The sequence below is a fragment of the Actinoplanes sp. M2I2 genome (genome assembly GCF_023544445.1).
Classification (GTDB): Bacteria; Actinomycetota; Actinomycetes; order Mycobacteriales; family Micromonosporaceae; genus Actinoplanes.
Genome location: NZ_JALPVJ010000008.1, coordinates 402,456 through 416,587, shown reverse-complemented (window position 1 = coordinate 416,587; position 14,132 = coordinate 402,456). Strand labels below are relative to the sequence as shown.

General features: G+C 69.7%; 16 protein-coding genes. 11 read left to right on the top strand and 5 right to left on the bottom strand.

The genetic code is table 11. The annotated features are described in order from the left end of the window. The first annotated feature begins 154 nt into the window (after positions 1 to 154). From HJC40_RS18985 to HJC40_RS18970, 4 genes are read left to right on the top strand one after another with little or no spacing between them, the layout of a single operon-like run. On the top strand, positions 155 to 526 hold the full coding sequence (locus HJC40_RS18985) for a hypothetical protein (protein ID WP_250002441.1): 372 nt from the start codon (positions 155 to 157) through the stop codon (positions 524 to 526). Further along, positions 523 to 969 (top strand): hypothetical protein, encoded by a 447-nt coding sequence (locus tag HJC40_RS18980; protein ID WP_250002440.1) that lies wholly within the window; start codon positions 523 to 525, stop codon positions 967 to 969. Before HJC40_RS18985 ends, HJC40_RS18980 begins: the two co-directional genes overlap by 4 nt. 5 nt (positions 970 to 974) lie before the next feature. Next, positions 975 to 1,652 (top strand): hypothetical protein, encoded by a 678-nt coding sequence (locus tag HJC40_RS18975; protein WP_250002439.1) that lies wholly within the window; start codon positions 975 to 977, stop codon positions 1,650 to 1,652. Positions 1,653 to 1,689: 37 nt separating this feature from the next. After that, positions 1,690 to 2,103 (top strand): roadblock/LC7 domain-containing protein, encoded by a 414-nt coding sequence (locus HJC40_RS18970; RefSeq protein ID WP_250002438.1) that lies wholly within the window; start codon positions 1,690 to 1,692, stop codon positions 2,101 to 2,103. A gap of 161 nt (positions 2,104 to 2,264) precedes the next feature. Here HJC40_RS18970 and HJC40_RS18965 read toward each other — a convergent pair whose 3' ends face one another. Further along, complete coding sequence (locus HJC40_RS18965) at positions 2,265 to 3,299, bottom strand: LacI family DNA-binding transcriptional regulator (RefSeq protein ID WP_250002437.1); 1,035 nt, start codon at positions 3,297 to 3,299, stop codon at positions 2,265 to 2,267. Positions 3,300 to 3,512: 213 nt separating this feature from the next. Between HJC40_RS18965 and HJC40_RS46160 the strand changes: the two genes are divergently transcribed. From HJC40_RS46160 to rhaI, 6 genes are read left to right on the top strand one after another with little or no spacing between them, the layout of a single operon-like run. Further along, positions 3,513 to 5,081, top strand: coding sequence for a sugar ABC transporter ATP-binding protein (locus tag HJC40_RS46160; RefSeq protein ID WP_250002436.1), 1,569 nt, complete (start codon positions 3,513 to 3,515; stop codon positions 5,079 to 5,081). Between the two features lie 28 nt (positions 5,082 to 5,109). After that, the gene (locus tag HJC40_RS18955; protein ID WP_250002435.1) at positions 5,110 to 6,153 is read left to right on the top strand and encodes an ABC transporter permease; all 1,044 of its coding nucleotides are present in this window, start codon (positions 5,110 to 5,112) and stop codon (positions 6,151 to 6,153) included. Continuing rightward, on the top strand, positions 6,146 to 7,204 hold the full coding sequence (locus HJC40_RS18950; RefSeq protein ID WP_250002434.1) for an ABC transporter permease: 1,059 nt from the start codon (positions 6,146 to 6,148) through the stop codon (positions 7,202 to 7,204). The genes HJC40_RS18955 and HJC40_RS18950 overlap by 8 nt, the downstream gene beginning before the upstream one ends. 27 nt (positions 7,205 to 7,231) lie before the next feature. Next, on the top strand, positions 7,232 to 8,311 hold the full coding sequence (rhaS, locus tag HJC40_RS18945; protein ID WP_250002433.1) for a rhamnose ABC transporter substrate-binding protein: 1,080 nt from the start codon (positions 7,232 to 7,234) through the stop codon (positions 8,309 to 8,311). Positions 8,312 to 8,323: 12 nt separating this feature from the next. Further along, complete coding sequence (locus HJC40_RS18940) at positions 8,324 to 8,656, top strand: L-rhamnose mutarotase (RefSeq protein WP_284043337.1); 333 nt, start codon at positions 8,324 to 8,326, stop codon at positions 8,654 to 8,656. Continuing rightward, positions 8,653 to 9,819, top strand: coding sequence for an L-rhamnose isomerase (gene rhaI, locus HJC40_RS18935; protein WP_250002431.1), 1,167 nt, complete (start codon positions 8,653 to 8,655; stop codon positions 9,817 to 9,819). Before HJC40_RS18940 ends, rhaI begins: the two co-directional genes overlap by 4 nt. Before the next feature lie 184 nt (positions 9,820 to 10,003). Here rhaI and HJC40_RS18930 read toward each other — a convergent pair whose 3' ends face one another. Next, positions 10,004 to 10,807, bottom strand: coding sequence for an endonuclease/exonuclease/phosphatase family protein (locus HJC40_RS18930; RefSeq protein ID WP_250002430.1), 804 nt, complete (start codon positions 10,805 to 10,807; stop codon positions 10,004 to 10,006). 107 nt (positions 10,808 to 10,914) lie between these two features. Here HJC40_RS18930 and HJC40_RS18925 point away from each other — a divergent pair, with 107 nt between their 5' ends. After that, positions 10,915 to 11,127, top strand: a complete 213-nt coding sequence (locus tag HJC40_RS18925; RefSeq protein WP_250002429.1) for a hypothetical protein — start codon at positions 10,915 to 10,917, stop codon at positions 11,125 to 11,127. 3 nt (positions 11,128 to 11,130) lie between these two features. Here HJC40_RS18925 and HJC40_RS18920 read toward each other — a convergent pair whose 3' ends face one another. The 3 genes from HJC40_RS18920 to HJC40_RS18910 form a co-directional block, all read right to left on the bottom strand. Further along, positions 11,131 to 11,952 (bottom strand): ATP-binding cassette domain-containing protein, encoded by an 822-nt coding sequence (locus HJC40_RS18920; RefSeq protein WP_250002428.1) that lies wholly within the window; start codon positions 11,950 to 11,952, stop codon positions 11,131 to 11,133. An 85-nt stretch (positions 11,953 to 12,037) separates the two neighbouring features. Then, a complete protein-coding gene (locus tag HJC40_RS18915) occupies positions 12,038 to 13,051 on the bottom strand; it encodes an ABC transporter permease (protein ID WP_250002427.1) in 1,014 nt (337 codons plus the stop codon). A 3-nt stretch (positions 13,052 to 13,054) separates the two neighbouring features. Then, entirely contained in the window at positions 13,055 to 14,104 is a 1,050-nt protein-coding gene (locus HJC40_RS18910) for a sugar ABC transporter substrate-binding protein (RefSeq protein WP_250002426.1), read from the bottom strand. Positions 14,105 to 14,132 lie beyond the last annotated feature (28 nt).

The following is a 14,132-nucleotide window of genomic DNA, read 5'->3' as shown; positions in this document are numbered from 1 at the left end:
ACTGCTCACGAGCCGCGGATCTTCGGTCTGACCTGCACCGATTCGCCCATTCTTCAGTGTTCAAGCAATCTTGGGCGTGCCAATGTTGGCGCCGACATCAAGAACGACCCCGTTCCTCGTGACCGTCTGTCACGGCACGAGAAGGAGGAGTTAAGTGGCGAACATCGAGACTTCGCTGAAAGAAGCCATGACCATCGAGGGCGCCATCGGCGTGGCGCTCGTCGACTACACCAGCGGTCTCACGCTGGGTGTCATGGGCGGCGGCCTCAACATGGACATGAACATTGCCGCCGCCGGCAACACCGACGTGATCCGGGCCAAGGTCCGCACGCTCGAGATGCTCGGCCTGGCCGACAGCATCGAGGACATCCTGATCACGCTGGACTCGCAGTACCACCTGATCCGCCTGCTCCAGGGCCGCGGCAACGAGGCGTTCTTCCTCTACCTCGCGCTGAACAAGAGCCGCGCCAACCTCGGCCTGGCCCGGCACCAGCTGCGCAAGATCGAGAGCGAGCTCGACGTATGACGGCCGTCGACGAGACCGGGCTCGGCATCCGGAGCACCACGCAGCTGATCGGCGACGCGGTCAAGCACTTCCGGGTCCAGGTGCCCGAGTGCGTCGGCGCCGGCCTGGTCGACATGTCCACCGGCATGCTGCTCGCCGCCGACACCCTCGAGGACCACCCCGGCGAGGTGCTCGACCTGATCGCCGCGGCCACGTTCGACCTGTTCCAGGGCCGCAACGTCACGATGATCGAAGAGATCTTCAAGGCCCGCTACGGCGTGCTCGACGACCGGCACTACTTCCAGGAGTTCCTGGCCCAGAGCGACTCCTACGTGCACGTGTTCCTGCGCAGCGCCAACCAGGACATCGTCGCGGTCGTGATCGCGCGGAAGACGGCGAACACCGGCATGATCCTGACGCAGGCCCGCCTCGTCATGAAGCAGCTGGACGCCGGCCTCAGCTGATGTCCGTGCCACCGCTGACGGAGGCGCTGGGCATCCCCGGCGCCCACGCGGTGTCCCTGCTCGACCCGGACGGCCCCAAAGTGCTGTGGTGGGCGGGTGAGACCGCGCCGACCGAGCAGGAAGCAGCCGCTGCCGTCACGCTCGCCGCGGCATCGGCCGGACTGGTGCTGCTCGACGGCAACGGGGCCGACGAGCTCGGCGACATCCTGCTCACCAGCGCGGACGCGTTCCACGTCGTACGCCTGGTGGGTCTGGAGGAGCCGCTCGTCGCTCACCTGACACTGCGCCGGGCCGGCGCCAACCTGGCGATGGCCCGGCGCGAGTTCGGCTCGATCATCGAGTCGTACGCGGGCCGGATCGTCCGACCGGCCCCGGCCGCCGACAACGCGACGGCGCCCCCCGGCGCCTCCCTCGACCTCGACCTGATCCGCCGCGACGTGGGCGGCGGCACCGTCGACCTCAGCGCCTCGGTCACGGCCCCACCGGGTTTCCGGTCCGCGGGATTCTCCCCGGGCTTCGACCCGGCGGACGCCGATGACGCACCCGCCGACCTGCCCCGGCGGCACCGCCTCGACCCGGCCGAACCCGACGAGGCGGCCGACCTGCTCAGCCTGCTGGGCCGCCCGTACGTGACCGACGACGACGTCCTCGACCGCGTGCTGGTCGGCCTCCGCCACCTCTGAACCCTCCGTGAGCCGGCTCCCACCCCCAGGAGAAAGCGTGCAATCCTCCTCCGATCCCTACCAGCCCGTCCGAGCCGAGCTCGCCGCGCTGCGGCACCAGGTCACCGGGGTGCGCGGCTGCGTCGTCGCCGGCGTCGACGGCCTGCTGATCCTGCACGACACCGCGGCCGGCCCCGAACCCCACGACATCGCCGCGCTGGCCGCGGGCGCACACGGCATCAGCCGCACCTGCGGGGCGGCCCTGCAGCAGGGCACCTTCCAGGAGGTGACGATCCGCAACCAGGGCGGCTACCTGGCGGTGTACGCGATCGGCGACCTGGCCCTGTTGGCGGTGATCGGCGACAGCGGCCTCAACATCGCCCGCCTGCACCTGGAGGCCCGCCCGGTCACCGGCCGCCTGGCCGGCCTGCTGCGCATCCAGACCGTGGAGCCTTCCGGCTACTTCGGCTGAGCTCCGCGCGCATTCGACCGGGCCGTCCGACGGCCCGGTCTTATCGTTTTCCCCAGCGTGACCCCGGTCACGACGTCTCCTGTGGACAGCCGGGGCCGCTCCCCCGACAACGGCGTGTCTTTCGGCCCGCCCTTGAGTGGGCGGGCCCGATGCAGCGCTGCCTAGAGCACGCGGGCGCGGTTTGCGGTGGAGGCTCGGGCCACCAGCTCGGGGGTGAACTGCAACTGCTGGTGGCGGTGGTCGGGGTTGGTGGCCTCGTCGAGCACCAGCTGGGCGGCGGCGCGGCCCAGTTCCTGCCGGGGCTGGCGTACCGAGGTGAGCGGCACGGCGGCGGCCGCGGCGAACTCGATGTCGTCGAAGCCGACGATGGCCAGGTCGTCGGGGACGCGCAGGCCGGCGCCGATGCTCTGCTGCAGCAGGCCCAGGGCCAGCAGGTCGTTGGCGCAGAAGGCGGCGGTGGGCCGACGGCGCGTGGGCAGCCCGGCCAGGCGCTCGCCGGCCGTGCGGCCCTCGGCGACGGTCAGCGCCTCGGTGGGCAGATAGACGAGGTCCTCGGGGTCGCGGCCGAGTGACTCCCAGATCTCGCGGGCGCCGGCGAGGCGTTCCCGCACCTGGCCGAGCGACTCGGGACCGCCGATGAACGCGACCCGGGTGTGGCCCTGCTCGGCCAGATGTTCCACGGCGATGCGGCCGCCGAGCACGTCGTCGACCGCCACCGAGCAGCAGCTGTCGGCGCCGCGGACGCGGTCGACGATGACCATGGGGACACCGCGGCGGGTCAGCTCGTCGAGGTGGGGGGCGGCCGGGTCGACCGGGGTGATCAGGATGCCCTGCACGCGTTGCTGCAGCAGGCGGTCGAGGTGCACGGCCTCGCGCGCGGAGCGGCTGTTGCTGTTGCAGATGAACAGCGACAGGTCCGCGTCCTCGGCGGCGAGCTCGATGCCCTGAGCCACGTCGTGGAAGAACGGGTTGGTGCCGTCGAGCATCACGTACGCCAGGGTCCGGCTCGTGCCGGCGCGCAGCTGGCGGGCCGACTCGTTGCGGACGAAGCCGAGCTCGGACATGGCCCGCTCGACTCTTTCCCGGGTGCGCGCGCTGACCACCTCGGGGCGGTTCATCACGTTGGAGACGGTGCCCAGCGAGACGCCCGCGGCTGCCGCGACGTCCTTCACGGACGGCGTCCGGCCGTTCAGCACAGCATCCTCCCGGCACGACCCCGTTGAAACGTTGAAGCCGCATCTTACGGCACACCAGGAATAGCGACGGCGGTGTTTCCACAACGTTTCCGAGCAACGCTTGACAGCTGTGATCGGCGCCACCTACGTTGCTCGTACTGTCACTGAAACATTTCAAAGACGGCCCGATATTCCAGCACCGGGGAAGACGACCGGGGAAGACGGAGGTGGCCCGTGGCGGAGGCAAACGCCCGGCCCGAGAACCAGCCGCCCAAGCCCAGGACCCAGCCACCCGGGCGGGAGAGCACGGCGCCCAGGCTCGAGGTCCACGACGTCACGAAGTCGTTCGGCGCGGTCGCCGCCGTGCAGGGCGTGAGCTTCCCATTGTACCCGGGTGAGGCGCACGCGCTCGTCGGCGAGAACGGGGCCGGCAAGTCCACCATCGTCAAGATGCTGGCCGGGGTCCACCGTCCGGACACCGGCACCCTGCGGGTCGACGGCGCCGACGTGGACTTCGCCGGCCCCGCCGACGCCAAGGCGGCCGGCATCGCCGTCATCTATCAGGAGCCGACGCTCTTTCCCGACCTGTCCGTGGCCGAGAACATCGCGATGGGCAACCAGCCGCTGACCAGGCTGCGCCAGATCGACCGCAGGGAGATGACCGCGAACGCCGAGCGGCTCTTCCGCCGGCTCGGCGTCCCGATCGACCCGAGCCGTCCGGCACGTGGTCTGTCGATCGCCGACCAGCAGCTGGTCGAGATCGCCAAGGCGTTGTCGGCCGAGGCCCGGGTGCTCATCATGGACGAGCCGACCGCGGCCCTGTCGGCCGTCGAGGTGCAACGGCTCTTCGCCGTGGTGCGGTCGTTGCGGGACGAGGGCGCCGCGATCATGTTCATCTCGCACCGGTTCGAGGAGATCACCGCGCTGTGCGAGCGCGTGACGATCATGCGGGACGGCCGGCACGTGGCCACCGACCTGGTCTCCGGACTCAGCGTCGACGACATGATCCGGCGGATGGTCGGCCGTGACCTGAGCGCGCTCTTCCCCAAGCAGGACGTCGAGCCCGGCGAGGTGGTCCTCGAGGTCGAGGGGCTGAGCCGCGAGGGCGTCTTCCGCGACATCTCCTTCTCGGTGCGGGCGGGCGAGATCGTCGCGCTGGCCGGCCTGGTCGGGGCCGGGCGCTCCGAGGTCATGCAGGCCGTGTTCGGCGTCGACCCGTACGACGAGGGCTCGGTGAAGGTGCACGGCCGGCGCCTGCGGAAGAACGCGCCCCGCGCCGCGATGGCCGCCGGCATGGCGCTCGTTCCCGAGGACCGCCGCCAGCAGGGGCTGGTGATGGAGCTGTCGATCGAGCGCAACGTGACCCTGCCGCGGGCGCGCAAGCTGGCCCGGCTCGGGCTGCTGTTCGGCGGGCGCGAGCGCGAGGCGGCCGAGACGTGGACCCGCAAGCTGCAGACCAAGCTGGGCCGGCTCAGCGACGCGGTGGGCACGCTGTCGGGCGGCAACCAGCAGAAGGTCGTGCTGGCCAAGTGGCTCGCCACCGGGCCCCGGCTGCTGATCGTCGACGAGCCCACCCGCGGCATCGACGTCGGCACCAAGGCCGAGGTGCACCGGCTGATGTCGTCGCTCGCCGCGGACGGCCTGGCCGTCGTCATGGTCTCGTCGGAGCTGCCCGAGGTGCTGGGCATGGCCGATCGCGTCGTGGTGCTGCGCGAGGGCCGGGTCGCCGCTCAGCTGACCCGCGCCGAAGCGACCGAGGAATCCGTCATGTACGCGGCCATGGGCCAGGAGGTCACGGCATGATCGACCGCACCGGAACCGGGGGCTCAGCGTGACTGTCACGTCTGATCGGTCCGCGCCGGCCGACGCGCCTCTGGGCGCTCCGGCCCCGAAGCGTCTCGGCAACCTGCTCAAGACGCGTGAGCTCGGCATCGTGCTGGCGCTCGCGCTGCTGGTCGCGTACACGGCGATCGACAATCCCCGGTTCCTCTCCGGACAGAGCATCCGCGACAACCTGCTCAACACGGCGATCCTGGCCGTCATGGCCACCGGCCAGGCCGTCGTGGTGATCACCCGGAACATCGACCTGAGTGTGGGCTCGGTGCTCGGCATCAGCGCCTTCGCCGTGGCCACGCTGATGAGCGACCACCCGGGCCTGCCGATGGCCGTCGCGATCCTCGTCGGCCTGGCCGTCGGCGCGGTCGCCGGCCTGATCAACGGCGTGCTGGTGCGCTACGGCAAGGTGCCCGCGCTCGTGGTCACCCTGGGCACGCTCTACATCTATCGCGGCATCACGTACTCGTGGGCCGGCGGCTCGCAGGTCAACGCCGACGAGTTGCCCCGGCACTTCCTGACCTTCGCCAACGACAGCCTGCTGGGCATCCCGTGGCTGGTGCTGATCGCGGTGATCGTGGTCGGCGCCGGGTCGGTCCTGATGCGCAACTACCGGGTCGGCCGGGAGCTGTACGCGATGGGGTCGAGCCCCGCCGCGGCCGAGCTGGCCGGCATCAAGGTCGCCCGCAACCTGCTCGGCGCGTTCGTGCTCAGTGGCGCGCTGGCCGGTCTGGCCGGCGTGCTCTACGCGGCCCGGTTCGGCACGGTCGACGCGGCCGCCGGCACCGGCTACGAGCTCAACGTGGTGGCCGCGGTGGTGGTCGGCGGGGTGGCGGTCTTCGGCGGCAGCGGCTCGGTGTGGGGCGCCGCCCTGGGCGCTCTGCTGCTCACGGTGATCGGCAGCGCCCTGGCGGTGCTCGACATCAACCAGTTCTGGCAGCAGGCCATCGTCGGTGCGCTGATCATCCTGGCCATCTGCGCGGACCGCCTGGTCGCGGTGCGGATCGCCCGCTCGCTGCGAAAGAGGGACGCGCATGTCTGAGACGCTGCGCCGGAGCGACGCGCCGGGCGGGATCGACCTCGACCGGCGCCCGGATCGCGCGGGCGCGATCAAGAGCCGGCTGACCAGCTGGGACAGCATCATTTTGGTGCTCACCGCGCTGGTGCTGCTGATCGCCTCGGTCACCGTGGACAACTTCGGGACGAGCCGGAACTTCACCTTCATGGTGCTCGACCTGCTGCCGATCATCCTGATCGCGCTGCCGATGACCATGATCATCGTGACGGGCGAGATCGACCTCTCGGTGGCCAGCACGCTCGGCCTGACCAGCTCGATGATGGGCTGGTTGTGGAACCAGGGCCTGTCGATCGAGACGATCATCCCGATCTGCGTGCTGATCGGCGCGGTCTGCGGGGTGGTCAACGGCTTCCTGATCACCGGGCTGGGCCTGCCGTCGCTGGCCGTCACGATCGGCACGCTGGCGCTGTACCGCGGCCTCGCCTTCGTCGTCCTGGGTGACGGCGCGGTCGCCGACTTCCCGTGGAACTACACCGGTTGGGTCACCGGCACGATCGGCGGCGGCGCCGTTCCCAACGTCCTGATCCTGATCGTCGCGCTGGCCCTCGTCTTCGGGGTCGTGCAGCACGCGACCCCGTTCGGGCGCTCGCTCTACGCCATCGGCGCGAACGCCCAGGCGGCGCATTTCTCCGGCATCCGGGTGGCCCGGACCAAGTTCTGGCTGTACGTCGGCAGTGGCGCGGTGGCCGGCCTGGTCGGTGTGCTGTGGACCCTGCGCTACTCCAGCGCCCGGGCCGACAACGGTTCGGGTCTCGAACTCGCCGTCGTCGCGGCCGTCCTGCTGGGCGGCGTGTCGATCTTCGGCGGCAAGGGCAGCCTGCCCGGCGTGCTCGCCGGTGTGGTGCTGCTGACCGCGCTGCAGAACGCGTTGCGCCTGGAGGACGTCTCCGGGCAGGCGCTCAACATCGTCACGGGCTCGCTGCTCGTGCTCTCCGTCCTGCTTCCCAACATCACCACCGCCGTACGCGGCAACTGGCAACGCCGCAAGCTGCGCCGAGCCGCGGCTGCGCGATAACCGAGAACGAAGAGAATGGAGTACGCCGTGCTTCGCTCCCCCCGCACACTACTTTCCGTAGGCTCAGCCGCACTTCTCGTCATCGGGCTGAGCGCCTGCGGCGGCACCACCAAGGACAGCGCGTCCAACGACACCGCCGCCGGCGGGCAGGCCTCCGCGGCCGCCGACCCGAACGCGGCGATCAAGGAGGGCCTGAAGATCGCCTTCCTGCCCAAGCAGCTGAACAACCCGTACTCCGACGTCGAGACCGGCGGCGGCAAGGTCGCCGTCGACGAGCTCAAGGGCGAGTACAAGCTGGTCGGCCCGAACGACGCGTCCGCCTCGTCGCAGGTGTCCTACATCAACACGCTGATCCAGCAGCAGCAGGACGTCATCGTGGTCGCGGCGAACGACCCGAACGCGGTCTGCCCGTCGCTCAACCAGGCTCGCGCGGCCAAGATCAAGGTCATCACGTTCGACTCGGACGCCAGCAAGGACTGCCGCGACGCTTTCATCAACCAGGCCACCACCCAGGGCATCGGCGAGTCGCTGGCCAAGATGGCGCTCGAGCAGGCCGGCGCCGACGGCGGTGAGATCGCCGTCCTCTCGGCCACGCCGAACGCCACGAACCAGAACTCGTGGATCGACGTCATGAAGAAGGAGCTGGCCAAGCCCGACTACGCCAAGCTCAAGCTGGTCAAGGTCGCGTACGGCAACGACGACGACCAGAAGTCCTTCCAGGAGGCTCAGGGCCTGCTGCAGTCGTACCCGAACCTCAAGGTCATCGTCGCGCCGACCACCGTCGGCATCGCCGCGGCCGCGCGCTACATCTCCTCGTCCAGCTACAAGGGCAAGGTCGCGGTGACCGGTCTGGGCCTGCCCAACCAGATGCGCGAGTACGTCAAGGACGGCACGGTCGCCAAGTTCGCGCTGTGGAACCCGGCCGACATCGGCTACCTGGCCGCCTTCGCCGGCGCCGCGATGGCCTCCGGTCAGATCACCGGCGCGCCGGGCGAGAAGTTCAAGGCGGGCAAGCTCGGCGAGTACACGATCGGCGCGGACGGCGAGATCGTGCTCGGCCCGCCGACCGAGTTCACCAAGGCCAACATCGACCAGTTCAACTTCTGAGGTCGTACGCGGATGCGCTATTGCTTCTCCCTCCAGGTCCGCCCCGAGCGGATGGCGGAGTACGTGGAGCGGCACCAGACCGTGTGGCCCGAGATGCAGGACGCACTCCGGGCCACCGGCTGGCGCGACTACTCCCTCTTTCTCCGCACCGACGGGCTGCTGATCGGCTACGTCGAGGCGGACGATCTCGAGGCGTCCCAGGCGGCAATGGCGGCGCTGGACGTCAACACCCGGTGGCAAGCGGAAATGGCGGAGTTCTTCGTCGGCGGCGGGCCCAACGACGAGGGTTTCCCGCTGCTCACCGAGGTTTTCCACCTTTCCGAGATTTCTCAGGAGACCTCATGACCGACCTCGCCGCCGTCAAGCGCGCCTTGGCGGCACAGCGCATCGAGACCCCGTCGTGGGCCTTCGCCAACTCGGGCACCCGCTTCAAGGTGTTCGCCCAGCCGGGCGTGCCGCGCACCCCCCAGGAGAAGATCGCGGACGCCGCGGTGGTGCACCGCCTCACCGGCGTGGCGCCGACCGTGGCGCTGCACATCCCGTGGGACCGGGTCGACGACTATGCGGCTCTCACCGCGTACGCGGCCTCGGAAGGTGTCGGGATCGGCGCGATCAACACCAACGTCTTCCAGGACGACGACTACAAGCTCGGCTCGGTCACCAACCCCGACCCGGGCATCCGGCGCAAGGCCACCGATCACCTGCTCGAGGCGATCGACATCATGGACCGCACCGGGTCGCGCGACCTCAAGCTGTGGTTCTCCGACGGCATCAACTACCCCGGGCAGGACGATCTGCGGAGCCGGCAGGACAGGCTGGCGGCGGCGCTGCGCGAGGCGTACGACCGGCTCACCGGCGACCAGCGGATTCTGCTCGAGTACAAGCTGTTCGAGCCGGCCTTCTACGCCACCGACGTCCCGGACTGGGGCACGTCGTACGCGCACTGCGTCGAGCTGGGCGAGCGGGCCACGGTCTGCATCGACACCGGCCACCACGCGCCCGGCACGAACATCGAGTTCATCGTGGCCTTCCTGTTGCGGCAGGGAAGACTCGGCGCGTTCGACTTCAACAGCCGCTTCTACGCCGACGACGACCTGATGGCCGGCGCGGCCGACCCGTTCCAGCTGTTCCGGATCATGTACGAGATCGTTCGTGGCGGCGCGCTCGACCCGGCGTACGGGATCAACTTCATGCTCGACCAGTGCCACAACATCGAGCAGAAGATCCCGGCCATCATCCGCTCGGTGCTCAACATCCAGGAGGCCACGGCCAAGGCGCTGCTGGTCGACCGGGACGCGCTCGGCCGGGCGCAGCAGTCCGGCGACGTCCTCGAGGCCAACGCGGTGCTGATGGACGCCTACAACACCGACGTGCGCCCGCTGCTGGCCGAGGTCCGCGCCGACGCCGGCCTCGACCCCGACCCGGTCGGCGCGTACCGCCGCAGCGGTTATCAGGAGAAGATCGTCGCCGACCGCGTGGGCGGCACCCAGGCCGGCTGGGGCGCCTGACCGACCCGGCGACGGACGGCCACCGGAGAAGACGCTGCCGGTGGCCGTCGCCGCGGCTCAGGAATCGCAGCTGAGAAACCGCGGCTCAGGAATCGCAGCTGAGAAACCGCGGCTCAGGAATCGCAGCTGAGAAACCGCGGCTCAGGAATCGCAGCTGAGAAACCGCGGCTGAGAAAACCGCGGCTCAGACGTCGAGGTCGACCACCACGGCGAAGTGGTCGGACGGGTGCCGGCTGTTGATCGCCTGGGTGCCGGCCAGGAAGGCCTTCCGGGCGGTGAGATCCGCGCCGGCCCGGCCGGGCCGGGTCAGGATGTGGTCGATCCGGCGGTCGATCTGCTTGGTCGCCTCGAGGGGCGCCTCGAGCAGGGCCGAGCTCAGCGTCACCGCGCCGGGGTCGCCGCCGGCCAATGACCAGGTGTCGGTCAGCACCGCGAGGAGCGGCGCCAGATCGGGCTGGCTCACGTCGGCGTTGAGGTCGCCCAGCAGCAGCACCGGGAGGTCGCCGTCCAGGCGCGGGTCCGTGGCCAGCGCGGCCAGCGCCCGGCTCTGGGCGAGCTGGTCGGCGGCGTACGCGGGCTCCCACTCGATGCAGGTGACGATGACGTGCAGCGGGCCGCGCGGATGGTCGAGGGTGGCCAGCAGCGCCGTCGGCGCCGGACCCGGACGTTGCTCGTGCGGCAGGTCGTGAACCTCGGTGTCCCGGATCGGCCAGCGGCTGATCAGTCCCAGCCCGACCTCGATCCCGGCCTGCGACGGATATTCGGGCGGCTCGGGCCGGGGCGGCAACGAGGTGGGCGCGAAGGCCGCGTGCCGGTCGCCCAGGTCGTCGGCGAGCAGTTGGGGCTGGGTGAGGCCGTCACCGGACCAGGTCTCGACGAGACCCACCACGTCCGGGTCGAGCTCCTTGAGCACATCGGCGATCGCGGGTTCGCGCTCGCGCCAGGCGCCGCCGAAGCGCCACCACACGTTCCAGGTCATAGCTCGCATGCCCGGAACTCTACGAAGTCCGGCCGAATCGCTCAGCCCCGGCACTCCGCGGCCGATCCTGGGGGCCGACTTCCCCGACGAGACGATGGGACGACGAGGAGCCAAGGATGGATCAGTACCTCGAGACCGCGTACGACGTGACCAGCGCGCTGTTCGGGCCGTCCTCGGGCGTGCCGTGGTGGGCCTGGATGGCCGTGCTCGTGGCCCTCTTCTGGAAGGTGGCCGTCAAGGAGCCCAAGAGCGTGCGTGAGGCCGCCGCGGAGCGCGACGACCTCATGCTCGGTCAGATGTTCTCGGACGGCAAGGGCAAGAAGAAGTAGTGGTCAGGCGGTGTGCGGGGGTGGCTCGGCGGCGCCGGTCATGATCGCCACCGCCTCGCTCATCGAGTGACTCCTCGGCGTGATGACCGTGGCCCGGCGACCCAGCCGCTGGATGTGGATGCGGTCGGCGATCTCGAACACGTGCGGCATGTTGTGACTGATCAGGATCACCGGCAGGCCGCGGTCGCGCACGTCGCGGATCAGCTGGAGCACCCGGTTGCCCTCCTTGACGCCCAGCGCCGCGGTCGGCTCGTCGAGGATCACCACCTTGCTGCCGAACGCGGCCGACCGGGCCACCGCCACCGCCTGCCGCTGACCACCGGAGAGCGACTCGACGGCCTGGCCGATGTTCTGCAGGGTGGCCACGCCCAGCTCGCTCATGTGCCGCTTGGCCTCCGAGCGCATGTGCGCCCGGTCGAGCATGCGGAAGACCGAGCCCAGCGGTCCGGGGCGGCGCTGCTCCCGGCCCAGGAACAGGTTGTCGGCGATGTCGAGGCCGGGCGCGACGGCCAGGGTCTGATAGACGGTCTCGATGCCGGCGGAGCGCGCGTCCATGGGCGTACGGAATTGGACCCGTTGCCCGTCCAGGAAGATCTCGCCGCTGTCCGGCACCAGCGCGCCCGACAAGGCCTTGATCAGGCTGGATTTGCCGGCGCCGTTGTCCCCGATGACCGCGAGGATCTCGCCGGGGTACAGCTCGAGGTCGCTGCCGTCGATCGCGACGACCCGCCCGTACTTCTTGACCAGCCCCTTGGCCTGCAGGACCGGTGTCTGGTCGGCGGCGTGCCGCGGGCTCGCCGGGTTGACGTCCGTTTCCGAGCTCATGCCTGAGCCTCCCTGGACATGCACTCCTGGCCCTCGCCTGCGAGGCCGTCCAGCGGTGCGGCTGGTTGCCGCTCGGTGCAGTCGGTCATGTCTTCACCTTCCTGATCCACTGGTCGAGCGACACGGCGATGAGCACCAGCAGGCCGATCGCGAAGCCCTGCCAGACCACCTCGACCCCACCCAGCTGCAGCCCGTTGCGGAACACGCCGACGATCAGCGCGCCGATCAGCGTGCCGATCACGGCGCCCCGGCCGCCGAAGAGGCTGGTGCCGCCGAGCACGACGGCGGTGATCGAGTCCAGGTTGTACTCGACGCCCACGTTGGGGCTGGCCGAGGCGAGCCGGCCGATCAGGATCCAGCCGCCGATCGCGTAGAGCAGGCCGGCCACGGTGTAGACCGAGAACAGCACGCGGTTGGTGCGGATGCCGGCGAGGCGCGCGGCCTCGGCGTCGTCCCCGGTCGCGTAGACGTGCTTGCCCCAGGCGGTGCGGCTGAGGGCGTAGAAGAAGAAGCCGAACAGCAGCAACATGATGATCGACCCGTACGTGAGCCGGAAGTTGCCGATCGGGATCGACTGGCCGGTCCAGGTCATGATCGAGGGCATGTCCGAGCCGCGCACCGTCTCGCTGTTGCTGACCACCGCGTTGAGCGAGAAGAAGATGGTCAGCGTGCCCAGCGTGACGATGAACGGTGGAAGTTTGATGCGGGTCACCAGGAAGCCGTTGATCGCCCCCATGGCGGTGCCGCAGGCGAAGCCGAGCAGGAGCGCGATCACGCCGGGCACGCCCACGTCGACGCAGAACGTCGCCATCAGGATCGACGAGAAGACGGCGATCGCGCCGGCCGACAGGTCGATGCCGGCGGTCAGGATGATCAGCGTCTGCCCGAGCGCGAGCGTGGCGATCACGGTGACCTGTTGGAGGACGAGCGAGAGGTTCGTCGCCGTGAAGAACCGCCCGTTGACGATGGAGAAGGCGATGATCGCGACGAGCAGCACGGCCAGCGGCCCGAGGATCGGGTTGGCGTGCAGGAGGTGTTGGAGGCGCAGGCCGAGCGAGTCGTTCTTCTGTACGTCGAAGTCAGCGGTAGCGGTCGCCATTGGTCAGCCCCAGCAGTTCTGCTTGCCCCACGCGGAGTCCTTGGACTCCACGCCGGCCTGCGGGTCGTCGGTGATCAGGTCCGTTCCGGTGTCGACGAAGTCCTTGCCCTCGGTCGCCTGCGGCTTGGTGCCGTCCTGGGCGAACCGCGCGATGGCCTCGACGCCGAGCTGGGCCATCTTGAGCGGGAACTGCATCGAGGTGGCGCCGATGACGCCCTTGGAGACGTTGTCGACACCCGGGCAGCCGCCGTCGATCGAGACGATGACGGTGTCCCTCTCGCGCCCGGCCGACTTGAGCGCCTCGTAGGCACCGGCCGCCGCGGGCTCGTTGATCGTGTAGACCAGGTTGATCGTCGCGTCCTTCTGGAGCAGGTTCTCCATGGCGGTCCGGCCGCCCTCCTCGGCGCCGTCGGTGACGTCGTGACCGGCGATCCGCGGGTCGTTCTCGTCGCCGATGCGGTTGGGATCGCCGACATCGATGCCGAAGCCGTCGAGGAAGCCCTGGTCGCGTTTGACGTCGACGGAGACCTGGTTGGCGTTGAGATCGAGCATGGCGATCTTCGCCTGTTTGCCGTCCTTCTCGAACTTGGCCTTGGCCCACTGCCCGATCAGCTTGCCGGCCTGGTAGTTGTCGGTGGCGAAGGTGGCGTCGGCGGCGTCGGGCGGATCGACCGGCGTGTCCAGCGCGATCACCAGCATGTCGAGCTCGTGCGCCTTGTCGATCGAGGGCACGATCGCCTTCGAGTCGTTCGGCGTGATCAAGAAGCCCTTGGCTCCGAAGGACATGAGGTTCTCGATGGCCTGGACCTGGGCCTCGTTGTCCCCGTCCTGCTTGCCGGCGAAGCTCTGCAGCTCGACACCCTGCGACGTGGCGGCGCCCTGGGCGCCCTCTCTCATCTGGACGAAGAACGGGTTCGTGTCGGTCTTGGTGATCAGCCCGACGATGTCCTCCCCCGAGCCTCTGTTGCAGGCGGCGGCCGAGCCCAGCGCCAGGGTCAGCACGCAGCCGGCGGCCACCATCCTTCCGGCCCGGGACATGGTGGGATCGCGCATGATCCCCTCCAAACCGATTTAGCAGAAA

Bases quoted from the DNA above. Each gene is read 5' to 3' on its own strand.
- HJC40_RS18980 (WP_250002440.1), top strand. From the start codon at position 523: ATGACGGCCGTCGACGAGACCGGGCTCGGCATCCGGAGCACCACGCAG.
- HJC40_RS18950 (WP_250002434.1), top strand. From the start codon at position 6,146: ATGTCTGAGACGCTGCGCCGGAGCGACGCGCCGGGCGGGATCGACCTC.
- HJC40_RS18940 (WP_284043337.1), top strand. From the start codon at position 8,324: ATGCGCTATTGCTTCTCCCTCCAGGTCCGCCCCGAGCGGATGGCGGAG.
- rhaI (WP_250002431.1), top strand. From the start codon at position 8,653: ATGACCGACCTCGCCGCCGTCAAGCGCGCCTTGGCGGCACAGCGCATC.
- HJC40_RS18930 (WP_250002430.1), bottom strand. From the start codon at position 10,807: ATGCGAGCTATGACCTGGAACGTGTGGTGGCGCTTCGGCGGCGCCTGG.
- HJC40_RS18925 (WP_250002429.1), top strand. From the start codon at position 10,915: ATGGATCAGTACCTCGAGACCGCGTACGACGTGACCAGCGCGCTGTTC.
- HJC40_RS18920 (WP_250002428.1), bottom strand. From the start codon at position 11,952: ATGAGCTCGGAAACGGACGTCAACCCGGCGAGCCCGCGGCACGCCGCC.
- HJC40_RS18915 (WP_250002427.1), bottom strand. From the start codon at position 13,051: ATGGCGACCGCTACCGCTGACTTCGACGTACAGAAGAACGACTCGCTC.
- HJC40_RS18910 (WP_250002426.1), bottom strand. From the start codon at position 14,104: ATGCGCGATCCCACCATGTCCCGGGCCGGAAGGATGGTGGCCGCCGGC.